This is a genomic window from Streptomyces sp. NBC_01176, assembly GCF_045039825.1.
Classification (GTDB): Bacteria; Actinomycetota; Actinomycetes; order Streptomycetales; family Streptomycetaceae; genus Streptomyces.
This window is the reverse complement of record NZ_CP108600.1, coordinates 7,579,601-7,602,563: the sequence shown is the minus strand read 5'-3', so window position 1 is coordinate 7,602,563 and position 22,963 is coordinate 7,579,601. Positions and strand designations below refer to the sequence as shown.

Below are 22,963 nucleotides of genomic sequence, written 5' to 3'. Positions count from 1 at the left end.
TGCCGGACCGCGCCGTCTTCCCGAAGAGGCCGCCGAGCGGAAACAGCCGGACCGCCGACTGGATCGGCGTGATCGGCGAGGCCGCGGACTGCCGCACGGACAGCGCGAGTTGACGCCGTGTCATGCGCGAGTCCGGGAACGACCACGCTCGTCGCGCGCCCCCGGTGAGAGCGAGGCCGTCGGCGCCCTGCACCTCGACCTCGGCGTCCGCGTGACACCGACCCTCGGACAACGGGCCCCGTACACCCCGGCAGCCGGGGGAGCGCCGTCCGACAGCGCTCGTGATCAATACACCTAGCGCCTCCCGCGACGCCAGGCACACGGCCCCGCCCCGGAGTTCACCCTTGAGGGCGCCCGCGTCCCCCGACGACGGCACCGCCCCGGCCGCGACGACGGCACCGCCCCGGCCGGCGATCGCGACCCGCCCGGCGGGCCGGTCGGTCTGCTCCGGGCCGCGCGTGGTGAGCGGTACGGCCAGGCCCTCTTCACCGGCGAGGCATGCGAGCCGCCACCCGTCGCGCATGCGCGCCCCGGGTTCCGGACCGGGGCGTGAGCACTTCGGCGCGACTCGGACACGGCCGCGTCACGCGAGCGAAACAGGGTCTCCCTAATTTCTGTCACCCGACAGGAATCCGCGCCGAAGGCAGGTGTCACCGTGACCACCACCGCCCCCTCCGACGTCCGCCCCGATCCGCCCCACTCCCCCGACGACGGCTCGCTCACCCCGTTCGGCTACCACCAGGAACTACGGCGCAGCCTCGGCCGGTACGCCTCGTTCGCGGCCGGCTTCTCCTTCATCTCGGTGCTGACGACCGTCTTCCAGTTCTTCGCCTTCGGGTACGCGTTCGGCGGCCCGGTCTTCTTCTGGACCTGGCCGGCCGTCCTGGTGGGCCAGCTGACGGTCGCCGCCTGCTTCGCCGAACTGGCCGCGCGCTACCCGCTCTCGGGCGCGATCTACCAGTGGTCCTCGCGTCTGTCGAACCTCTCCTTCGGCTGGTTCGCCGGCTGGATCATGGTGATCGGACAGATCGTGGTGGTCGCCGCGGCGGCCCTCGCACTGCAGATGGTGCTGCCCGCGATCTGGTCCGGCTTCCAGCTGGTGGGCGACGATCCGGCGCCCACCAGCCCCGACGGCGCGGCGAACGCGGCGGTCCTCGGTGTCGTCCTGCTCGTCCTGACCACGCTGGTGAACGTCGTCGACAACCGTGTGATGTCGGTGATCAACCGCGTCGGCGTCACCGCCGAGATCATCGGCGCCGTTCTGATCATCGTTCTCCTGTTCACTCACTCCGAGCGCTCGCCCGGCATCACCTTCCACCCAGGTGAGGGCGGATCGGGCCTGTTGGGGGCGCTGATGGTGGGCTCCTTCACGGCGGCCTACGTCATGATCGGCTTCGACAGCGCGGGCGAGATGAGCGAGGAGACGCACAACCCGCGGCGCACCGCGCCCCGTACGATCCTCACCGCGCTGGGCGCGGCGGGTCTGCTCGGCGGACTGATCGTGCTCGGCGGCTTGCTGGCCGCTCCCAGCCTCACCGACGGGCACCTGGGCGTGGACGGTCTGAGCTACGTGCTGACCAGCAGCCTCGGGGACGGGGTGGGCCGGGCGCTGCTCGCCGACGTGGCGGTGGCCGTCGCGGTGGCGACGCTGGCGATCCAGACGGCCGCCTGCCGCATGCTCTTCTCGATGGCCCGGGACGGCCGGCTCCCCTTCTCCCGCCGGCTGGCGAGGGTCAACCCGCGCACCGGTATGCCGAGCGTCCCCGCCCTCACCGTCGGTGTCCTCGCCGCCGCCCTGCTGCTGCTCGACTTCGCCTCCCCGGAGGCCTTTCTGGCGATCGGCACCACCTGCATCGTGATGCTGTACCTGGCGTACGCGATGGTGACCGGGCCGATGCTGGTGCGCCGGCTGCGCGGCGAGTTCACCGCCGACGGGACCGACGAGACGGGCGCCCCGCTCTTCTCGCTGGGCCGCTGGGGCGTACCGGTGAACGCGATCGCACTCGCCTACGGTCTCCTCATGAGCGTCGACCTCGCCTGGCCGCGCGCCGCGGTGTACGACCCGGCGGGCGGACACTGGTACTTCCAGTGGTTCACCGTGCTGTTCCTGGGGTCGACCGTGGTCGCGGGCGCGGCCTACCGGGCGTACCGGGCGCGGACGACGCCGGCGGCGGCTCCGGACGCGGCCCCGGCCTCGTACGCCTGAGCCCGGAGCGACCGCCCCGCCGCCGTCTCCTACGCCTGAGCCCGGAACCACCGCCCAGGCCCCCCGCCTCGGACGTCCGAGCGGTGAGCGCCGTGTCCCGTCGCCGCCCGTAGGCTTGAGCGGGTGAGACGCAAGCCCAGGATTCCGCCCTCCCCCCTGCCGCAGCGCGACGGCGTCGACCCCGTGCGCGTCAAACTGCCGCAGGCCGGGGGGTGGGCCACCGTGCGGGAACATCTGGTGGAGCGGCTCGCGGCGGGGACCGGGGTGATCGACACGATGCTCGCGGACGGGCTGATCGTGCGGGCGGACGGGCGGCCGGTGGAGCCCGGCACGGCGTACGAGCCGGGGATGTTCGTGTGGTTCCACCGGGAGCTGCCCGACGAGGAGCGGGTGCCGTTCGGCGTCGACGTCGTGTACCGCGACGCGCACATCGTGGTGGCCGACAAACCGCACTTCCTCGCCACCACACCGCGCGGCAGCCATGTCGCCGAGACCGTGCTCGCCCGGCTGCGGCGGGAGCTGGACATCCCGGCGCTGGGCGCCGCGCACCGCCTCGACCGACTCACGGCCGGGCTCGTGCTGTTCACCGTGCGGCCCGAGGAACGCGGTGCCTACCAGTCGCTGTTCCGCGACCGGCTCGTCGGCAAGGAGTACGAGGCGGTGGCCCCGTACGACGTGGGGCTCGCCCTGCCGCGCACGGTCCGCAGCCGGATCGTGAAGGAGCGCGGGGTGCTGGCCGCGCGGGAGGTGGCCGGCGAGCCGAACGCCGTGAGCCGGGTCGAACTCCTCGACCACCGTGACGGGTTGGGTCGCTACCGGCTGGTGCCGCACACCGGGCAGACCCATCAGCTCCGGGTGCACATGAACGCGCTGGGCGTCCCCGTCCTCGGCGATCCGCTCTACCCGGTGGTGACCGGCCCCGTGCCGGCCGGCGACTTCCGGCGTCCGCTCCAACTGCTCGCGCGGAAGCTGGAGTTCACCGATCCGGTCACGGGGCGGGCGCACCGGTTCGTCAGTGGGCGGGATCTCCGGGCCTGGTCCGCGCACGACGACTGGGCGCGGTAGCCGGGAGCCCCGGCCCGCCCGCTCAGTACCCGCGCCACCAGGCCAGGAAGCGCTGCCAGGCCCCGGCGGGGCGGACGGGCGCGGGTGCCGGCGCCTGTGCCGGAGGCGTCGTCGTCGGCGCGGGCGTCGACATCGGCAGGGACGGCTCGCGCCACGGCGCGGACGCCGCCGGCTGGTCGCCGCCGACCTGCCACGGCTGCCGCTGCGGCGGGACCGGCGAGGCGGGCGACACGTCCTGGACCTCCTCCGGTGGCCGCGGCTCGAAGTAGACCGGAAGCTCCACCAGGTGCCGCGACGACATCGACGAACGCCAGCGCAACTCGTCCTCGTCACCGTCGAGTTCGACGTCGGGAAGGCGCATCAGCAGCGCCTCGACGCCGACGTCGGCGATGGCACGGCCGATGTCCTGCCCCGGGCACTCGTGGGGTCCGCCGCCGAAGGCCAGGTGGGACCGGTTGCCCATCATGTTCGCCTTGAGGTCGGGCCGTACCCGGGGGTCGATGTTGCCCGGCGCGATGCCGAGGATCAGACCGTCGCCCCGGCGGATGGTCCGGCCGCCCAGTTCGGTGTCCTGCTTGGCGAAGTAGCCGAGGACGGCGCTGAACGGAGGCTCGTCCCACAGCGACTGCTCGACGGCCTCGGGAACCGTCATCTGCCCGCCGTTCAACCGGGCACGGAAGCGCGGGTCGATGAGGACCACGCGCAACACGTTGGCGAGCAGGTTGGCCGTGGCCTCGTACGCGGCCAGCAGTACCAGGCGCAGGTGCTGGGCGACCTCGTCGTCGGTGAGGCCGGCCGGGTGGTTGATGAGATGGCCGGTGAAGTCGTCCCCGGGCTGGTCGCGGCGGCGGGCGGTGTGCCGGATCAGGATGTCCATGACGTACTCGTTGCTGGCGATCGCCGTCGCGGTGCCCTTGAGCAGGTCACGGGTGGCCTGCACCAGGCGGTCGTCGTACTCGTCCGGCATACCGAGGATCTGGCACAGCACGGCCATCGGAAGGTGCTCGGCGAACTGGCCGACGAGTTCCGCCCGGCCCTTCTCGCAGAAGCGGTTGACCAGGATCTGGGTCGCCCGGTTGATGTGCCGCCGGATGGTGCGGTGGTTGATGGTCGACATGGCGCCCATGACCGCGCCGCGCAGCCGCAGGTGCTCGTCGCCCTCGGCGTGGGAGCAGATGGGCTGCCAGGCGATGTGCGGCGCGAGCGGGTGGTCGGGGCCGGCCGTGCCGTCCTTGACGGCGGTCCACAGCCGGCTGTCCCGCGAGAAGTGGGTGGGCGTGCTCACCATGTGCAGGTTCTCGGCGTGGCCGAGCACCACCCAGATGGGCACGTCGTTGTGGAGCAGCACGGGGGCGACCGCACCGTGCTCGTCGCGGAGTTCCTCGTACAGGGCTCCCAGGTCCTCCGCCTCGGGGCCGTAGAGCCGGTGGAGCCCGCCGGGACCTCGGCCGTGGGCGGGGCAGCCCGGCGGCGGGTCGAGCGCGAGGTCGTCCGTACCGGCCGGTGAGTGGGGTTCAGGCGTCACGATGATCGCTCCGAAACTTAAGGGGTCCGGTGTCTTTGGGGGGTGGCAGTGGGGAGTGGGGCTCGCGGCCACCGGCGGGCGTCAGGCCCGCGGGGAGGACATCGCCAGCGAGTGCAGGAAACGCATCAGCGTCATCAGGACGTCGCGGCTGGAGGCCCGGCGGCGCGCGTCGCACTTCACGATCGGGATCTCCTCCGCCAGGTCGAGCGCGGTGCGCAGGTCCTCGATCGGATAGCTGGGCGCGTCCGGGAAGTCGTTCATGGCGATGACGAACGGCACGCCGCGTTCCTCCAGACGGCCGATCACGTCGAAGCTGACTTCCAGGCGGCGGGTGTCGATCAGCACGACCGCGCCGAGCGCGCCCTCGAACAGGCCGTTCCACAGGAACCAGAAGCGTTCCTGGCCGGGGGTGCCGAAGAGGTACAGCACCAGTTGTTCGGTGATGCTGATGCGGCCGAAGTCCATGGCCACGGTGGTGGCCGTCTTGGTCTCGGAGCCGTAGTTGTCGTCGATGCCGATGCCGGCCTGCGTCATGGTCTCCTCGGTGGTCAGCGGCTTGATCTCGCTGACGGCACCCACCATGGTCGTCTTGCCGACCCCGAAACCGCCCACGATCACGATCTTCACCGCGGCGGTCGCCGTGTGCGGCAGGTGGTCCTCGGCGCGCGGGCCGGTGATCGTGTCAGAGCTTTTGAAGTCCATGCATCACCGCTTCGAGGAGGGAACGGTCGGGCAGCGCGGAGCGGACGATCGGGGCGCGCGCCTGTACCAGTTCGGCCGTCAGCAGCTCGGTGAGCAGGACGGTCACCACGCTGAACGGCAGATTGAGATAGGCCGAGAGCTCGGCCACGGACAGAGGGGCCTTGCAGAGCCGCAGCAGCACCGACTGCTCGGGCTGGGTGGTGGGCGCCGGAGGGTCGGCGCGCGCCACGATCAAGGTGACCAGGTCGAGGTCGGCCCGGTCGCCGCCCTCACCCCCGCCGGTGAGCACGTACAGGCGCCCAGGGATCTTGGGGTCCTGTTCCTGGCCCTCCTGGGGGGTTCCCTCCGGGGAGGCTCCCGCGTGCGGGGGGCCTCCCTGGGGGACCTCGCGGGGCTCCTGGGTGGGGTGGCGCCGACGGCGTTGCGGAGGAGTCATACGGTCTGCCCGTTGCGGCGCGGCGGGCTGGTGAGATGCGCGCCGATCCGTGCGACGAGGTCGCGCATGCGGTTGCTCATCAGGCCGGGCTCCGCGGTCTGGTTGGCGAGGACCGCGAGATAGGCGTTGGCCCCGGCGGACATGAGGTAGAAGTAGCCCCCGTTGATCTCGATGATGACCATCCGCATGGTGCCGTCGCTGCGGGGGATCTCGCCCGCGACGGCTCCGGCCAGGCTCTGGAGTCCCGCGCAGGCGGCGGCGACGCGGTCGGCGGCGTCGGGGTCGCCGCCGTAGCGGGCGATGCGCAGTCCGTCGGCGGAGAGCACCACGATCTGCTGGATGCCCGGGACGCCGTCGGCGAGATCTTTGAGCATCCAGTCGAAGTTGCCTCGCTGCTGGATCACTTGAGGTCCCCCTCGTCGTCGGCCTCAGCGGGCGCCGGCTGATGGCTCTGGGTGAATGCGGTCGGGTCGGGGTCGCCCTTGAGGCCTTCCATGAACGCCTCGACCCACATCCCCGGCGGGGGCTCCTCCTCCTTCGGGGCGGGCGCGGCGGCCCAGGGAGCCGCTGCCGCCGCGGCCTCGGCGGCCACCTCTGCGGCGCGGGCCTCGGCGATCCGCTGGCTGAGCGGGACCTTGACCCTGCTGCGCCGCTGCGGCAGGCCGTTGGGCGTCCACTCGGTGACCAGCGGGGCGTCGTCGTCCTGGGAGCCGTCGTGCGGCGACGGGATACGGGGTCCGGTGGTCGGACGGCGCTTCTTCGGCTTGCGCTTGGGGCCCTCGACGCCGTCGGTGTCCATCGTGGGCACCGCGTTCACGCCGATGCCGTGGGCGAGACCGGGGGCGGGGTCCTTGGTGAGCATGTTGCTCGGCACGACGATGACGGCGCGGACCCCGCCGTACGCGGACTGGCGCAGCGAGATCTTCATGTCGTACATCTTCGAGAGCCGCCCGACGACGGCCATGCCGAGCCGGGGGGCCTCGCCGAGGATGTTGAGGTCGACGCCGGCCGCGGCCTGCCGGAGCAGTTCCTCGATCTTTCCGCGGGCCTCGTCGCTGAAGCTGACGCCGGAGTCCTCGATCTCGATGGCGACGCCGGTCTGCACGACGAGGGCGGTGAGGTGAACCTTGGTGGTCGGCGGCGAGTAGCGCGTCGCGTTGTCGAGCAGTTCGGCGACGGCGTGGATGACCGGTTCGACGTGGATGCCGTTGACGGCGACGTCGGCGATCGAGTGCAGTTCGATGCGGCGGTACTCGAGGATCCGGGACATGGCGCCGCGCATCACGCTGAACAGCGGGACGGGCTCAGGCCAGTTGCGCCCCGGACGGCCGCCGCCGAGCACGGCGATGGAGTCGGCGAGGCGGCCGATCAGTGCGGTGCCGTGGTCGATGCGCAGCAGGTCGTCGAAGACCTCGGGGTTGCGCCCGTGGTCCTCCTCCATCTCGCGGAGTTCCTTGTTCTGCTGGTGGACGATCGCCTGGACGCGCCGGGCGATGTTGACGAAGGAGCGCTGGGAGGAGTCGCGCAGCAGGTCCTCGTCGTCCACGACCTTGAGCACGGCGCCGAGCAGATCCCGCTGTACCGCGGGGAGTTCGCACGGGTCGCCCTTGCCGCGGCCGAAGGTGCGGGCCACGTCCTCGGGGTTGACGCCGCCCCGCATACGGCGGAGCGCGATCGGCAGGACCTCGGTGCGCAGGCGCACGAACTCCTGGTCGTGCGCGGCGATGCGCTGTTCGAAGTGCGCGGTGCTGCGGGCGAGTTCGGCGCGCAGGTCACGGGCGTCGCGGCCACGGCGCACGGCTTCCGCCGCGACGGTGACGACCAGCAGCGTCGCGATGGCGCCGCACCAGCCGACAGCGGACCTGGCCGGGCTCGTCACCACGGCGACGGCGGTCCCGGTCACCGCGGCCATCAGTATGGCCGGCAGCAACAAGACGCGCGCGTAGGGAAGTTCACGGCCACCGGGAGGCGATTGAACACTCACCATGTATGCCCTCTGAGACAAGTCGGCGGGGGGTCGGGGGGAGTTCGTGGGGGAAACTGCGTGGTCAAACGGAATCTTCGGAACTTTTGGGAACAAGCGCACGATTACATCTCAACTCGGAGCGCTGCGGGCGAGCTTAGTCCGACCGGATCATCGCCGTGTCATATTCAGCAAGCGCCTGAAATCGCCCGCGCGACAGGAGTACCCTCGGCCCATTTATACGCTCAGGACTCACTCGCACACCCTGAGTAACGGCGTACGGGTAGCCGAAAACCCCTCCTCCACCGGGAGGTGTGTCAGATTCCGGCGATCCGCAGCGCGGCGTCGGCGGTGGCTTCGGCGAACGCGGACACGGGCCGGTCCGGGTCGGAGCGGTGCACGAGAATCACCCCTTCGATGAGACCGAACAACAGATCTGTCCGCAGATCGAGTTCACTCTTGGCGAGGGTGCCGCCCGCGACCGTCGCGGCCAGCAACTGCCGGTAGGCGTCCTTGAGTTCGGACCGTACGGCGTGGAAGCCGGCGAAGCGCTCGGCGCGCACCTCGGGCAGCAGGTACAGGCCGCCGAGGTTGTGCGGGCCGCCGCAGAGCAGTTCCACGTCGGTGCGGCACAGCCGCCACAACCGGCCCTCGGGCGCGGCCGCGTCGTCCGCCAGGAGCTCCCGGGCGAAGGCCAGCGAGGGCGTGACCGTGGACTCCAGGAGCTCGGCGAGCAGCTCCTCCTTGCCGGAGACGTAGTGGTACATGGACGCCTGACGCATACCCGCCCGCTCGGCGACGGCCCGGGTGGTCGTCGCCGCGTAGCCGCGCGTCGTGAACAACTCGGCGGCCGCGTGGAGCAGTTCGTCACGCGGCGGCAGACCGCTGTCCGGCCGCTGCGTCGCACGCGGCCGGCCGACCCGTCGTCCGCCACCGGCTCCCATGCGTTCGATCCTCGCACATGACGCCGGTGCCCGGTCGCGCCCCGGAGGAGACCACGAAGCCGCGTGACCAGCCGTGTCCGCCCCGGCCGTCGCCGCGCGACGGGCGCGGGTGAGGGATCGGTAACCGGACGGCAACGCGGGAGACACGGCGTCGAACTCCGCCGCTCCTAATTTCTGTCGGGCGACAGAAATCACCCCGGAGCCGGAGGACCCGCGATGGCGACAGCGACCACGTACGGAGCACGCGATCACGCCCGTGCCCAGGAGGGCACCCGCGCCGAGGCCATGCCCGTCGTCCCGGCGAGCTCCTGGCCCGCACCCCCCTGCGAGGCGGGCCACCTGGTGTGGGCGGAGACGGTGGCCGGCGGCAACTACACGCACCGGGTGCTGGCCCGCGGCACCGAACTCAGGCTGACCGACCTGCGCGGCGACGCCTGCGCGCACCTCCTCCTGTTCGCCGCCGACCGTCCGTGGGAGCGCCTGAACGTGGCGGACACGGTCAAGGTGCAGTGGAACGCCTACCTGGGCGAGGGGCAGTTGCTCCTCTCCGACCAGGGCCGTGTGCTCGCCTCGCTCACCGCCGACACCTCCGGGCGGCACGACGCGCTGTGCGGCACCTCCACGCTCGTACGCAACGCACAGCGCTACGGGGACGGCGCGCCGCAGTCCGCCTCCCCCGCGGGACGCGAGCTGTTCAAGCTGGCCGCCGCCAAGAACGGCCTCGGACCACGTGATCTGCCGCCCTCGCTCTCCTTCTTCCAGGGCGTGGCGGTACGCGACGACGGCTCCCTGGACTTCACCGGTTCGGCGGGGCCGGGCGGCAGCGTGACGTTGCGCGCCGAGCAGGACGTCACCGTGCTGATCGCGAACGTGCCGCACCCGGTCGATCCACGCCCCGCCTACACCAGCACCGCCCTCGAGGTGCTCGCCTGGCGGTCGGCGGCGACGAAGCCGGGCGACCCGCTGTGGGAGGCGACGCCCGAGGGCCGCCGTGCCTTCCTGAACACCGTCGAGTTCCTTGCCGCGAGGGGGCTCGCATGAGCGCCGCCACGAGCGCCGCCACGACCGTGGTGCCCGCGCGCGCCGCCTGGTCGTCCGTCGTCCCGGCGGGCGGCACACTCACCATCACCGATCTGCACGGCAACCAGGCCGTCGACTTCCTCGCGTACGACGCCCACGACCCGTCCGTCCGCTACAGCGCGCCCGACACGATCCAGGCGCAGGGGAACATCTTCCTGACGGCCGGCAGTGTGCTGATGTCCAACGAGCACACGCCCCTGATGACCGTGGTGTCCGACGACGTCGGCCGGCACGACACGGTCGGCGGCGCCTGCTCGAAGGAGTCGAACACGCTGCGGTACGGCCACCACACCTGGTCGCAGCACGCCTGCGTGGACAACTTCCTCGCGCGGGGCGCCCGGCACGGCCTCGGCAAGCGCGACCTGGTCTCGAACATCAACTGGTACATGAACGTGCCGGTCGAGAAGGACGGCACCCTCGGCATCGTCGACGGTCTCTCGGCCCCGGGCCTGTCCCTGACCCTGCGCGCCGAACGGGACGTGCTCGTCCTGGTCTCCAACTGCCCCCAGATCAACAACCCCTGCAACGGCTTCGAACCGACGGCCGTGGCGATGAGCGTCGGGACGCCGGAATGAGCTTCGACACGCTGCTGGTCGCCAACCGGGGCGAGATCGCGGTCCGGATCATCCGCACCGCGCGCGAACTCGGGCTCCGCACGGTCGCGGTGTACTCCGACCCGGACCGCTCGGCGCCGCACGTCCGGCTCGCCGACGAGGCCGTCCGGCTGGGCCCGGCCCCCGCGAAGGAGTCGTACCTCGACGCCGACCTGGTGCTGAAGGCGGCCAAGGACACCGGCGCGGGGGCGATCCACCCCGGCTACGGCTTCCTGTCCGAGGACGCGGCCTTCGCACGGCGCTGCGAGGACGCCGGGATCGTGTTCGTGGGACCGACGCCCCGGCAACTGGAGCTGTTCGGGGCGAAGCACACGGCGCGGGCGGCGGCCCGGGCGGCCGGTGTGCCGCTCGCCCCGGGCACCGGGCTGCTGCCCGGCCTTCCGGAGGCCCTGGAGGCGGCCGAGGACATCGGCTATCCCGTGATGCTGAAGGCCACCGGCGGCGGGGGCGGCATCGGCATGGCGGCCTGCCGCTCCGCCGGTGAACTGGCCGAGGCCTGGGAGCGCGTGCAGCGTGTCGCCGCCGCGTCCTTCGCCTCCGCCGGGGTCTTCCTGGAGCGTCTGGTCGAGCACGCCCGCCATGTCGAGGTGCAGGTCTTCGGCGACGGCCGGGGCCGTGTCGTCACCTTCGGCGACCGCGACTGCTCGCTCCAGCGCCGCAACCAGAAGGTCGTGGAGGAGGCCCCGGCCCCCGGACTCCCGCCTCACGTACGGGAACGTCTCGCCTCCCGCGCACGTGACCTGTGCGCGAGTGTCCGCTACCGCTCGGCCGGCACGGTCGAGTTCGTGTACGACGCCGCGCGCGAGGAGGCGTACTTCCTGGAGGTCAACACCCGCCTCCAGGTGGAGCATCCGGTCACCGAGGAGATCTACGGGGTCGACCTCGTCGCCTGGATGCTGCGGCTCGCGCGCGGTGAGTCGGAGGTCGTGCGGGACCCGGGGGCGCCGCGCGGTCACGCCGTGGAGGCCCGGCTGTACGCCGAGGACCCCTCGCGCGAACACCGGCCGAGCGCGGGGCTGCTGACCCGGGTCGAGTTCCCCGGCGGCGTCCGGGTCGACGGCTGGGTGGAGACGGGCACCGAGGTGACCACCGCGTACGACCCCATGCTCGCGAAGATCGTCGCGTACGGCCCGGACCGCGCGCACGCCCTGGAGCGGCTGGACGAGGCGCTGGCCAGGACCCGGGTCGACGGCGTCGAGACGAACCTGGGGCTGGTGCGGGCCGCGCTCGCCGACCCGTCCTTCCGGGGAGCGGCGCACTCGACGGCCACGCTGGCCGGGATCACCGATCCCACGGCCCGCGTCGAGGTGGTCTCCGGCGGCACGCTCACCACGGTCCAGGACTGGCCGGGCCGCACCGGCTACTGGCAGGTGGGCGTGCCGCCGTGCGGCCCGATGGACGACCTGTCCTTCCGGCTGGGCAACCGCGCCCTCGGCAACGACGAGGGGGCGCCCGGTCTGGAGTGCACGCTGCGGGGGCCGGCCCTGCGCTTCACGCACGCCGTCACGGTCTGCGTCACCGGCGCCCCGGCGCCGGTGACCGTGGACGGCACGGCGGTCGCCCAGTGGGAGCCGGTGACGGTGCCCGCGGGAGCGGTACTGGACGTCGGTGCGCCCGGCGGACCCGGCCTGCGCACCTACGTCCTCTTCGCCGGCGGGGGCCTGGACGTCCCGCCGTTCCTCGGCAGCGCCGCCACCTTCACCCTGGGCCGGTTCGGCGGGCACGGCGGCCGGGCCCTGCGGACGGGGGACGTGCTGCACGGCGGGTCGGTCACCGCTGCGGCGGCGCCCGTACCGCCCGTCGACCGGCCCGTGTTCACGTCCGAGTGGCGGGTCGGCGCGCTGGAAGGTCCGCACGCCGCGCCGGAGTTCTTCACCGAGGACGACATCCACGACTTCTACGCGGCCGGCTGGAAGGTCCACTTCAACTCGGCGCGCACCGGCGTACGGCTGGTCGGCCCCAAGCCGCGCTGGGCGCGCACGGACGGTGGCGAGGCGGGGCTGCACCCGTCCAACATCCACGACACGCCGTATTCGGTCGGTGCTGTCGACTACACCGGTGACATGCCGGTGCTGCTCGGCCCGGACGGCCCCTCGCTCGGCGGCTTCGTCTGCCCCGCGACGGTCGTCAGCACGGAACGCTGGAAGCTCGGCCAGCTCCGCCCCGGGGACACCGTACGTTTCGCGCCGCTCGCCGACGACGGCTCGGCGCGGGCCCCGGTCGTGGACGGCGGGGTGCTGGCCCGGGACGGCGACGTGACGTTCCGCCGCAGCGGCGACGACAACCTGCTGGTCGAGTTCGGGCCCATGCAACTGGACCTGGCGCTGCGCATGCGCGTCCACGCGCTGATGGAGGCGGTGGCCGCGACGGATCTGGACGGCGTCACGGATCTGACCCCCGGCATCCGCTCCCTGCAGATCCAGGCGGATCCGCGCAGACTCCCGCAGCGCGCACTGCTCGCCGCCGTACGGGAGACGGCCCGCGCGCTCCCGCCCAGCGACCGGCTCGTGGTCCCCTCCCGGACCGTGCACCTCCCGTTGTCCTGGGACGACCCGGCGACGCGCGAGGCCATCGACCGGTACATGGCGGGGGTCCGCGACGACGCGCCCTGGTGCCCGTGGAACATCGAGTTCATCCGCCGGGTGAACGGCCTGGACTCGGTGGACGACGTGTACCGCACCGTCTTCGACGCGGAGTACCTCGTGCTGGGCCTGGGGGACGTGTACCTGGGCGCGCCGGTCGCGACCCCGCTGGACCCGCGGCACCGTCTGGTCACCACCAAGTACAACCCGGCCCGCACCTGGACCGCCGAGAACTCCGTCGGCATCGGCGGCGCCTATCTCTGTGTCTACGGCATGGAGGGTCCGGGCGGCTACCAGTTCGTGGGCCGGACCACCCAGGTGTGGTCGGGGTGGCAGCAGCGCGGTGCCTTCGAGCCGGGCTCGCCCTGGCTGCTGCGTTTCTTCGACCGCATCAAGTGGTACGCCGTGGAGCCCGACGAACTCCTCGCCCTGCGCGCCGACATCGTCTCGGGGCGGTTCGTGCCCCGGATCGAGGAGGGCGAGTTCTCCCTGGCGCGCTACGAGGACTTCCTCGCCGCCCATGCCGAGTCGATCGCGCGGTTCCGGGCCCGGCAGGGCGCAGCGTTCGGCGCGGAGCGGGACGCCTGGGAGGCGGCGGGCGAGTTCGCCCGGGCGGACGCCGCGGCCGCGCCCGTGGCCGCGGCCGCCGAGGTGACCGTCCCCGCGGGCGGCCGGCTCGTCGAGGCCGAGTTCGCCGCGTCCGTGTGGCAGTTGAATGTCGAGCCGGGCGACCGTGTCACCGCCGGCCAACCCCTGCTGGCGCTGGAGGCGATGAAGATGGAGTCCAGGGTGACCGCTCCGGTGGACGGAGTCGTACGGCAGGTCCTCACCAGGCCGGGCGCCCAGGTGGAAGCGGGCACGGCCCTGGTGGTCCTGGCGCCCTCCCCCTGACAGCCCCTGTGTGGTCGGGGGCGCGCGGTGGCACCCATCACTCACGGATCGCGCCCGAGGCACCCCGACCGACGTCGTCCGACGTCGCCTGACGTCGCCGAATGCCGACAAATGCATACGACCGCCGACGAACAAGGAGCAACCATGTCCGCCCTCGCCCGTGTGCAGTCGGCCTACGCCCGCATCGAGGCGGTCGACCGCCCCGAGATCTGGATCGACCTGCGCCGCCGGGCGGAGGTCGAGCGGGAGGCCGAGGCTCTCGACGCCCGTCTCGCGGCGGGCGAACGGCTCCCCCTCGCCGGCCGGCTCCTCGCCGTGAAGGGCAACATCGACGTGGCCGGCCTGCCGACCACCGCGGGCTGCCCGGCGTACGCGTACGCCCCGAAGGAGGACGCCCCCGCGGTCGCCCGCCTGCGAGCGGCCGGCGCGCTCGTCCTGGGCACCACGAACCTGGACCAGTTCGCGACCGGTCTGGTCGGTACCCGTTCTCCGTACGGCGCCGTGCGGAGCGCCTTCGACCCGGCCCGCGTCAGTGGCGGCTCCAGCTCCGGATCGGCCGTGGCGGTGGCTCTGGGCCTGGTCGACCTCGCCCTCGGTACCGACACGGCCGGTTCCGGCCGTGTTCCCGCCGCGTTCAACGGCATCGTCGGCCTGAAGCCGACCCGCGGCCTGGTCCCGACCACCGGCGTCGTCCCGGCCTGCGCCTCCCTGGACTGCGTGACCGTCTTCGCCCGCACGCTCCCGGAGGCCGAGCAGGCTCTCGCGCACCTGGCCCGCCCGTCCGGACGCGCGCTGCCGTCCCTCCCCCAGCGCGTCCCCGGCCCATGGCGCGTCGCCGTCCCCGCGACGGCACTGCTCGGCGAGCTGGACGCGGGGTGGGCACCGGCGTACGAGGCCGCCGTGGCGCAGCTCGTCGCGGCGGGGGCCGAGGTGCGCTCCCTCGATCTCACCCCGTTCACCGAGGCCGCGGCGATGCTCTACGAGGGCGCGTTCGTCGCCGAGCGCTACACAGCGGTGGGGAGCTTTGTCGACAAGTCGCTCAGTGAGGGGGGTGCGGGTCTCGACCCGACGGTCGCGGGGATCATCGCCCGCGCCCGGGACATCCCGGCCCACCGGCTCTTCGCCGATCAGGACCGGCTGGCCGCACTGCGCCTGCGGGCGGTCGCCGGGCTCGGTGACGCGGACGCCCTGCTGCTGCCGACCGCGCCGGGCCATCCGACCCTGGCGGAGGTCGCCGCCGACCCGCTGGGCGCCAACGCCCGCCTGGGGCGTTTCACCAACTCCACGAACCTCTTCGACCTCGCCGCGGTCGCCGCTCCCGCGGGCACCGTGGACGGGCTGCCCTTCGGCGTGATGCTGATCGGCCCCGCGTTCACCGACGAACGTCTCGCCCGGATCGCCGCCCTGCTCCGGCCGCGGACACGCGTCGCCGTGGTCGGCGCCCATCTGTCGGGCCAGCCCCTGAACCCGCAGCTCCTCGCCCTGGGCGCCGAGTGGGAGCGTACGACGACGACGGCGGCCGCCTACCGGCTGCACGCCCTGGCCACCACGCCTCCCAAGCCGGGCCTGGTCCGCACCGGTGTGGGCGGGGCCGCCGTCGAGGCGGAGGTATGGCGGCTGCCCGCCGAGGGCCTCGGGCGCCTGCTCGCCGAACTGCCCTCTCCCATGGCACTCGGCCGGGTCGAACTGGCCGACGGCACCCACGTACCCGGGTTCCTGTGCGAGCCCTGCGCGCTCGAGGGCGCCGAGGACATCACCGAGTACGGCGGCTGGCGCGGCTACCTGCGGGCGCGCGGCTGAGCCGCCGGCGTCGCGGCCTGGGTGACCGGCGAACCGCGGTACGCGCGTACCGGTGCGTTCACGAAGCGACGTATCGATGAATTCACGTACGGGAGTACGGGAGTACCGGAATCCCCGAGTACCGGAGTACGGAAGTGCGCCGCCCCCGGCATCGGGGCGGCGCACCACGGGCGGACGGGCTCCGCTCAGCCGACCGACGAGTAGGCGACCACCCCGCGCAGCAGCCCGTCGACCGCCTTGCGCGCGTTCTTCGCGACCGTCGAGCTCTCGCCGCCGGAGACGGGCGCGGCGGCGGAGATCTGGCCCAGCACGTCGATGACCTGCTTGCACCAGCGGACGAAGTCACCGGCCGGCATCTCCGCCTCGCGCAGCACCTCGTCGAGGCCCTTGCCGGATGCCCACTCGTGGGCCGCCCAGGCGAAGCCGAGATCCGGCTCGCGCTGGCCCACGCCCTCGGACTGGGTGATCCGGAAGTCCTCCTCCAGGGCGTCCAGACGGCCCCAGATGCGGACCATCTCGCCCAGCGCGGCCTTGGCCTTGCCGGAGGGCAGCTTCGGCGCCATCGCGTCGTCGCCGACCCGCGACTCGTAGACCAACGCCGAGACGCACGCGGCGAGTTCGGCCGGGTTCAGTCCCTCCCAGACGCCGGCCCGCAGGCATTCGCTGGCCAGCAGGTCGAGTTCGCCGTAGAGACGGGCCAGCCGCCTGCCGTGTTCGGTGGCCTCGTCGCCGCGCAGGTAGTCCAGCTCGGTGAGCAGGGCGACGATACGGTCGAAGGTGCGGGCGATGGTGTTCGTCCGGCCCTCGATGCGGCGCTCCAGCTGCGAGGTGTCGCGCAGCAGCCGGTGGTAGCGCTCGGCCCAACGGGCGTGGTCCTCGCGGTCGTTGCACCCATGGCAGGGGTGGGCGCGGATCGCCGTGCGCAGCCGGGCGATCTCACGGTCGTCGGCCGCCTCGGAGCGCTTCTTGCGCAGCCGGTCGGGGACGATGTGTCCGGCCTTGGTGCGCAGGGCGGACGCGAGGTCGCGACGGGACTGCGGGGAACGCGGGTTGAAGGACTTCGGGATGCGCATCCGCTCCAGCGCCTCCACCGGCACCGGGAAGTCCATCGAGGCCAGCCGCTTGACCTGGCGCTCGGCGGTGAGCACCAGCGGGCGCGGGCCGTCGTGCTGCTCGAACCCGCGGTGGCCGTTCGACCGGCCCGCGGGCAGGCCGGGGTCGAGGACCAGCGCCAGACCGGCGAACTTGCCGGTCGGGACATGGATGATGTCACCCGGCTTGAGCTTCTCCAGCGCGACGGCCGCCTCCGCGCGACGCTGCGCCACGCCCTGCTTGGCGAGCTCGGTCTCGCGGTCCTTGAGCTCACGGCGCAGCCGCGCGTACTCCTCGAAGTCCCCGAGGTGGCAGGTCATGGACTCCTTGTAACCCTCGAGCCCCTCCTCGTTGCGCTGCACCTGCCGGGAGATCCCGACGACCGACTTGTCGGCCTGGAACTGGGCGAAGGAGGTCTCCAGGAGTTCGCGCGAGCGGTGCCGCCCGAACTGCTCGACCAGGTTCACCGCCATGTTGTACGACGGCTTGAAGCTGGAGCGCAGCGGGTAGGTGCGGGTGCCCGCGAGTCCCGCCAGGTGGTCGGGGCTGAACCCGCGCTGCCACAGCACGACGGCGTGGCCCTCGACGTCGATGCCGCGGCGCCCCGCCCGGCCGGTCAGCTGGGTGTACTCGCCGGGGGTGATGTCGGCGTGCTGTTCGCCGTTCCACTTGACGAGCTTCTCCAGCACCACCGAGCGGGCGGGCATGTTGATCCCGAGCGCGAGGGTCTCGGTGGCGAACACGGCCTTCACCAGCCCGCGTACGAAGAGCTCCTCGACGACCTCCTTGAACGTCGGCAGCATGCCGGCGTGGTGGGCCGCGATGCCCCGCTCCAGGCCCTCCAGCCACTCGTAGTACCCGAGGACGTGCAGGTCCTCCGGCGGGATGGAGTCCGTGCGCCTCTCGACGATCTCGCGCACCTTCACCCGCGCCTCCTCGTCGTTGAGCCGCAGGCCCGCGTACAGGCACTGCTGGACGGCGGCCTCGCAGGCGGCGCGGCTGAAGATGAAGGTGATGGCGGGCAGCAGGCCCTCGGTGTCGAGCCGTTCGATGACCTCGGGGCGGCCCGGCGTCCAGATCCGCGAGCGCTGGCGGCGCTCGCGCTCCCGGTCGGCCTCGCGCATGGCGCGGCCGCGCCTGCGGTCCTGGTACGACGGACGGCTCGCCTCCATGCGGGCCAGGCGCGTGAGGTCGGGGTTGACCGCCTTCTTGTGGCCCTCGCCCTCCTCGAAGAGGTCGTACATCCGGCGTCCGGCGAGCACGTGCTGGAACAGCGGCACCGGACGGTGCTCGGAGACGATCACCTCGGTGTCGCCGCGCACGGTGTCCAGCCAGTCCCCGAACTCCTCCGCGTTCGACACGGTCGCCGAGAGCGAGACGAGGGTGACCGAGGCGGGAAGGTGGATGATCACTTCCTCCCACACGGCGCCGCGGAAGCGGTCGGAGAGGTAGTGCACCTCGTCCATGACCACATGGCCGAGGCCGAGAAGGGTCTGCGAACCCGCGTACAGCATGTTGCGCAGCACCTCGGTGGTCATGACGACCACCGGGGCGTCGGAGTTGACGCTGTTGTCCCCGGTGAGGAGACCGACCTTGTCCGCGCCGTAACGGCGGGAGAGGTCGGCGTACTTCTGGTTCGACAGCGCCTTGATCGGCGTCGTGTAGAAGCACTTCTTGCCCTGCTGGAGGGCCAGGTGGACGGCGAACTCGCCGACGATCGTCTTGCCCGAGCCGGTGGGCGCGGCGACGAGCACACCCTTGCCCGCCTCGAGCGCCTTACAGGCCTCGATCTGGAAGGGGTCGAGGCCGAAGTCGTACATCTCGCGGAAGGAGGCGAGCGCGGTGGCCTGCTCGACAGCGCGCTTCCGTGCTGCCGCGTACCGCTCGGCCGGTGAGAGGTCCTCTGTCATCGTGCCTTCGAGACTACCGGCAGCCACTGACAACAGGACGATCAATATCCGGATCCGTTCCCGGTGAAACCCCGGATCCCCGCAGCTCAGGGAATGGCCACCCGCACCGCGCCGGGCACGCACCGCGCCGTGAGCGGCAGCGGCCCCAGCGGCTCCCCGTCCGCGTACCCGGTGAGGCCGTCGGCGACGAGCTCGACGCGGGCCGCCCGGTGCACGCTCACCACGGGGTGGGAGAGATGGGTGCCCCGGTACACCTTGGGGAAGACCCTGAGCAGCGTCCTGCGCGTGCACGGCCCGACCACCGTGATGTCGAACAGACCGTCGCCGAGGTCCGCGCCCGCGCAGATCTTCATGCCGCCGCCGTACGACGAGCCGTTGCCGACCGCGACGAGGGTCGCCTCGATCTCGCGGGCCTCGCCGTCGTCCAGGGTCATCCGGTACCGGACCGGCCGGAAGGCCGCCAGCTCGGCGAGCATCGCCAGGTCGTACTTGACGCGTCCGGAGGGCCGGCGCATGCGGTTGCCGCGGTCGTTGACCCGGGAGTCGAAGCCGGAGGCGAGGACGGTGCCGAACCAGGTGCCGTTCACGCGGCCGAGGTCGACGTCCTGGAACCGGGCGCCCTTGAGCGACTCGGCGATCTGCCGGCCCGCGGCGGCCGGGTCGCGCAGGGGCAGGCCCAGGGCGCGCGCGAAGTCGTTCCCGGTGCCGGCGGCGACCAGGCCGAGCGGGGTGCGGGTCCCGGCGACGGCCTGCAGGGCCAGATGTGCCATGCCGTCGCCGCCGACGGCTATCAGGGCTCCCGTGCCGCGCTCGACCGCGTCGCGCGCGCGGGTGAGGGCGTCGGCGGCGTTCTCCCCGAGAACGGTCCGCACGGAGAATCCCGCCGCCCGCAGAGCGGAAGCGGCCGGCTGCGCCGCGCGGGCGCCCCGGCCGCGCCCTGCGGTGGGGTTGACAAAGAGGGTGATCTCGCTGGTCACGGCCCTGACCCTACGAGATCTTCGCGCCTTGTCAGGTCACGTCGTCATAACCGTTGACCCGGTCCGGGGAGGCCTGCCCGGGCAGTGCCCTGCTGGCCGACACCGTCTCGACCTCCCCGATGTCCTCGGGCGTGAGGTCCAGCTCGGAGGCTTCGTCGTCGTCGGGGCCCTCGGCCTCGCGGCGGCGCTTGCGCCGGTCGTTCAGCAGCGAGAAGGCGGTCGCCATGAAGTACAGCACCCAGATCGGCCCGGCCAGCGCCAGCATGGTCAGCGGGTCGGTGCTGGGCGTGGCCACGGCCGCGAAGACCGTGATGCCCATGATCATGCCGCGCCACCAGCCGAGCATGCGCCGGCCGGTGAGCACCCCGGTCAGGTTCAGCATGACCAGCAGCAGGGGCAGCTCGAAGGAGAGCCCGAAGACGAGCACCATGCGGACGATGAGATCCAGCAGGTCGTCCAGGGGCAGCTGGTTGTCGAGGTCCGCGGGCGAGAAGCCGAGGAGGACCGTCGCCATCGTCGGCAGCGTCTTGTACGCGAAGAAGGCGCCGCCCAGGAACAGCGGGACGCCCGTGCCCACGAACGCCAGCGCGTACTTCTTCTCGTGCCGGTGCAGGCCGGGGACGATGAAGGCCCACAGCTGGTAGAGCCAGATCGGCGACGCGAAGATCACACCGGCCATCAGCGAGACCTTGAGCGCGAGCGTGAACGGCGTCAGCAGGCCGTTCAGCACGATGCGGGCGCAGGTGCCGCTCCGCTGCTGCGCGAGTTCCGACAGGGTGGACCGGCAGCCCACCGCGTCCAGAATCGGGTTCGTGAAGAACTCGATGATGTTCTTGTAGTAGAAGGCGGCCACGACGGTGACGACGACGATGGCCAGAACGGCCTTCGCGAGCCGGTTGCGCAGCTCACGAAGGTGCTCCGCGAGGGGCATCCGTCCCTCGGGGTCCTTCTCCTTCTTGCGGGCAGACTTGAGCAACCCACGTCCTCATCTCGTGCGGCGGGCCGGAGACGTCCGGCCCTGCGTCAGCGCTTGGTCGTGTCCGTGGGCTCGCTGACCGGACGGGCGCTGGTCACGTCGCCGGGCGCGGCCTGGATGGTGCGCTGGGCCGGGGTCTGCTCGTCGGTGCTGGGCGGGCCGGCCGGGGCGGGGTTGCTGCCCTCGTCCTTCATGGCCTTGGCCTCGCTCTTCAGAATGCGTGCGGACTTGCCGAGGGAGCGCGCCATGTCCGGAAGCTTCTTCGCGCCGAACAGCAGGATGATGACGACGAGGATGAGAATGATCTCGGGAGCTCCGAGCCTTCCGAACATAAGTCTTTACCTTCTCACCGAGGCTGCAGGGGCGGGGTACTGCCCGATCGGTCGGACATGTGTCCGGTCGTCGTGTTGACAGCGATCGTAACGCTCAGGGGTGAACGCGAGGCAATCCCTGTGCGTACTCCCGGTCGCGGCCCGCGCCTCTTTCTTCGGACCGCGATCAGAAGCCTACCTGTCCACACTGGCAAGTTGACAGGCTCGAATGACGCATTGCGCAACCCTGGAAGGACTCTTACCGGGCTATCGCGAGGTCACAGGCCGTCCACGGACCGCGCGGCCCCGACGGTCGCCCGCTCCAGGTCGTCGGCCGCCCTGTTGATACGGCGTGCGGAGTCCGTCACCTGCCGTCCCAGGCGTTCCGCCTCCAGGAAGACACGGACGGCGAGCACGCCGAGAACGGCCATTCCCAGGAAACCCACAGCGATCGCACACATCGGCCAGAACATGGGGCGAGCCTAGAGCGTCGAGTGCAGGCGCAGCGTCCGCACCCCGCCCCCGGTGAGGAGCTCGACGATCCGCTCGCCCGCGGGCTTGCGGACCGCGGCGCCGCACTCGGTGCAGGTGAACGAGTAGAAAGTGGTCCGGCTCGAGGCGCCGATCGCCAGCATCAGGGCGTTCGCCCGGAGCTCCAGCCGGGCCCGGCAGTCGGGGCAGCCGGCCTTGAACAGCACGTCGGCCACCCTGCGCATCCCGGCGAACGCGCTGACCACCGTCATCTCGGCGGCGCTGCGTTCCCCACCGGCCCTCACCGCTCCCCCGGCTCTCTCCGGCCTCCCGGCCCTCGCCGTGACACCGGCCCTCTCCGACCCACCAGACGTCGCCGACGTGGTCAAAGCCCCTGCTCCTGCCTGTCGTACGGTCGGTCCTGGACTCCGTCGCCGTCGTCGAGCCCGTCGTAGGCCGCCAGCGCCTCACGGGCCGCCTGCCGCGCGCTGTCCGCCAGCTCCGGCGGCGACACGATCCGGCCGTCACGGCCGAGGCGCAGAGCCAGCCGCCGCAGCGACGCGGGGTCGGGGGTCCGCAGAGTGATACGCAACCCGCCGTCCGGCAGTTCATCCGCGCTGTCGTGCGGGTAGTACTCCGCGACCCAGCGCCCGCCCGGTCCGACCTCGACCACCACCTCGGGATCCTCGGCGGCGGGCTGCACCAGCCCCTCGGACAGGTCCCTCAGCTCGACCTCGGGCGGCGCGGAGGGCTCGTCGAGGATGCGGATCTCGGCGACCCGGTCCAGCCGGAAGGTCCGGCGCGCCTCGGAGCGCCGGCACCAGGCCTCCACGTAGGTGTGCCCGACGCTGACCAGGCGGATCGGGTCGATCTCGCGCTCGGTGAGCTCGTCGCGCGAGGGCGAGTAGTAGCGGATCCACAGCCGGCGGCGCTCGGAGATCGCCCGGTCGACGTCTGCGAAGACCCCGCCCTCGGACTCGAAGGTCACCGAGAGCCGGGAGCTGGCGCCCGCCGCCTCTCCCGAGGCGGCCTCCACCTTGGCGGTGGCGCGCAGCAGCGCCTGCCGGTCGCCCTCCCGCAGCCCGGGCAGGGTGGAGACCGCGCGGGCTGCCACCAGCAGCGCGGTCGCCTCGTCGGCGGCGATACGGAGCGGAGCGGCGACGTCGTCCGGGTTGTGCCACCAGATGCGGTCGCCGTCCGTGTCGATGTCGAGCAGGTCACCGCCGCGGAAACTCGTCCCGCACAGCGGCAGCACGTCGAGGTCGGAGATCAGTTCGTCCTCGGTGATCCCGAAGGCCCGGGCGACATCGCCGACGCGCGCGCCGGGGCGCTCGCGCAGATAGGTCACCAGGGAGAGCATCCGCCGGGTCTGGTCGATCGCGTTCGTGGGCCTGGCCGGTTTTCCTGCCACTTTCCTA

Annotated in this window: 19 protein-coding genes; 6 read left to right on the top strand and 13 right to left on the bottom strand. The window is 72.2% G+C overall.

The genetic code is table 11. The features are described 5' to 3' along the window. Positions 1-655: 655 nt before the first annotated feature. Both OG199_RS32950 and OG199_RS32945 read left to right on the top strand, forming a co-directional pair. Positions 656-2,206 carry an amino acid permease gene (locus OG199_RS32950; RefSeq protein WP_405832529.1) on the top strand — a complete coding sequence of 517 codons (1,551 nt, stop codon included), beginning with the start codon at positions 656-658 and terminating at the stop codon, positions 2,204-2,206. Positions 2,207-2,329: 123 nt separating this feature from the next. After that, positions 2,330-3,271 carry an RluA family pseudouridine synthase gene (locus tag OG199_RS32945; protein WP_405832527.1) on the top strand — a complete coding sequence of 314 codons (942 nt, stop codon included), beginning with the start codon at positions 2,330-2,332 and terminating at the stop codon, positions 3,269-3,271. A 22-nt stretch (positions 3,272-3,293) separates the two neighbouring features. On the opposite strand, the gene OG199_RS32940 is transcribed toward OG199_RS32945, so the two are convergent. From OG199_RS32940 to OG199_RS32915, 6 genes are all read right to left on the bottom strand, one after another. Beyond that, the gene (locus OG199_RS32940; RefSeq protein WP_405832525.1) at positions 3,294-4,796 is read right to left on the bottom strand and encodes a cytochrome P450; all 1,503 of its coding nucleotides are present in this window, start codon (positions 4,794-4,796) and stop codon (positions 3,294-3,296) included. 81 nt (positions 4,797-4,877) lie between these two features. Next, on the bottom strand, positions 4,878-5,498 hold the full coding sequence (locus OG199_RS32935) for an ATP/GTP-binding protein (protein ID WP_356800487.1): 621 nt from the start codon (positions 5,496-5,498) through the stop codon (positions 4,878-4,880). Then, positions 5,479-5,934, bottom strand: a complete 456-nt coding sequence (locus tag OG199_RS32930; RefSeq protein WP_356800486.1) for a DUF742 domain-containing protein — start codon at positions 5,932-5,934, stop codon at positions 5,479-5,481. Before OG199_RS32930 ends, OG199_RS32935 begins: the two co-directional genes overlap by 20 nt. Then, positions 5,931-6,338, bottom strand: coding sequence for a roadblock/LC7 domain-containing protein (locus OG199_RS32925; protein ID WP_148007708.1), 408 nt, complete (start codon positions 6,336-6,338; stop codon positions 5,931-5,933). The genes OG199_RS32930 and OG199_RS32925 overlap by 4 nt, the downstream gene beginning before the upstream one ends. Further along, positions 6,335-7,921 carry an ATP-binding protein gene (locus OG199_RS32920; RefSeq protein WP_356800485.1) on the bottom strand — a complete coding sequence of 529 codons (1,587 nt, stop codon included), beginning with the start codon at positions 7,919-7,921 and terminating at the stop codon, positions 6,335-6,337. Before OG199_RS32920 ends, OG199_RS32925 begins: the two co-directional genes overlap by 4 nt. A gap of 293 nt (positions 7,922-8,214) precedes the next feature. After that, on the bottom strand, positions 8,215-8,841 hold the full coding sequence (locus tag OG199_RS32915) for a TetR/AcrR family transcriptional regulator (protein ID WP_401802808.1): 627 nt from the start codon (positions 8,839-8,841) through the stop codon (positions 8,215-8,217). 216 nt (positions 8,842-9,057) lie between these two features. Here OG199_RS32915 and OG199_RS32910 point away from each other — a divergent pair, with 216 nt between their 5' ends. From OG199_RS32910 to atzF, 4 genes are all read left to right on the top strand, one after another. Continuing rightward, positions 9,058-9,882 (top strand): urea amidolyase associated protein UAAP1, encoded by an 825-nt coding sequence (locus tag OG199_RS32910; protein WP_401802811.1) that lies wholly within the window; start codon positions 9,058-9,060, stop codon positions 9,880-9,882. Then, positions 9,879-10,496: an urea amidolyase associated protein UAAP2 gene (locus tag OG199_RS32905; protein WP_356800482.1), complete on the top strand. Its 618-nt coding sequence runs from the start codon at positions 9,879-9,881 to the stop codon at positions 10,494-10,496. The genes OG199_RS32910 and OG199_RS32905 overlap by 4 nt, the downstream gene beginning before the upstream one ends. Next, positions 10,493-14,008: a 5-oxoprolinase/urea amidolyase family protein gene (locus OG199_RS32900; RefSeq protein WP_405832521.1), complete on the top strand. Its 3,516-nt coding sequence runs from the start codon at positions 10,493-10,495 to the stop codon at positions 14,006-14,008. The genes OG199_RS32905 and OG199_RS32900 overlap by 4 nt, the downstream gene beginning before the upstream one ends. 111 nt (positions 14,009-14,119) lie before the next feature. Next, complete coding sequence (gene atzF / locus OG199_RS32895; protein ID WP_405832519.1) at positions 14,120-15,808, top strand: allophanate hydrolase; 1,689 nt, start codon at positions 14,120-14,122, stop codon at positions 15,806-15,808. A 185-nt stretch (positions 15,809-15,993) separates the two neighbouring features. Here atzF and OG199_RS32890 read toward each other — a convergent pair whose 3' ends face one another. The 7 genes from OG199_RS32890 to OG199_RS32860 form a co-directional block, all read right to left on the bottom strand. Beyond that, a complete protein-coding gene (locus OG199_RS32890) occupies positions 15,994-18,855 on the bottom strand; it encodes a DEAD/DEAH box helicase (RefSeq protein ID WP_356800480.1) in 2,862 nt (953 codons plus the stop codon). 41 nt (positions 18,856-18,896) lie between these two features. Next, the gene (locus OG199_RS32885) at positions 18,897-19,787 is read right to left on the bottom strand and encodes a diacylglycerol kinase (RefSeq protein WP_356800479.1); all 891 of its coding nucleotides are present in this window, start codon (positions 19,785-19,787) and stop codon (positions 18,897-18,899) included. 31 nt (positions 19,788-19,818) lie between these two features. Next, a complete protein-coding gene (gene tatC, locus OG199_RS32880) occupies positions 19,819-20,763 on the bottom strand; it encodes a twin-arginine translocase subunit TatC (protein WP_266697885.1) in 945 nt (314 codons plus the stop codon). Positions 20,764-20,810: 47 nt separating this feature from the next. Further along, complete coding sequence (tatA, locus tag OG199_RS32875) at positions 20,811-21,095, bottom strand: Sec-independent protein translocase subunit TatA (RefSeq protein WP_168527282.1); 285 nt, start codon at positions 21,093-21,095, stop codon at positions 20,811-20,813. 257 nt (positions 21,096-21,352) lie between these two features. Beyond that, positions 21,353-21,547, bottom strand: a complete 195-nt coding sequence (locus tag OG199_RS32870) for a hypothetical protein (protein WP_168527283.1) — start codon at positions 21,545-21,547, stop codon at positions 21,353-21,355. A gap of 9 nt (positions 21,548-21,556) precedes the next feature. After that, the gene (locus OG199_RS32865) at positions 21,557-21,817 is read right to left on the bottom strand and encodes a hypothetical protein (RefSeq protein WP_266697886.1); all 261 of its coding nucleotides are present in this window, start codon (positions 21,815-21,817) and stop codon (positions 21,557-21,559) included. Positions 21,818-21,930: 113 nt separating this feature from the next. After that, positions 21,931-22,956: a WYL domain-containing protein gene (locus OG199_RS32860; protein WP_356800478.1), complete on the bottom strand. Its 1,026-nt coding sequence runs from the start codon at positions 22,954-22,956 to the stop codon at positions 21,931-21,933. Positions 22,957-22,963: the final 7 nt, after the last annotated feature.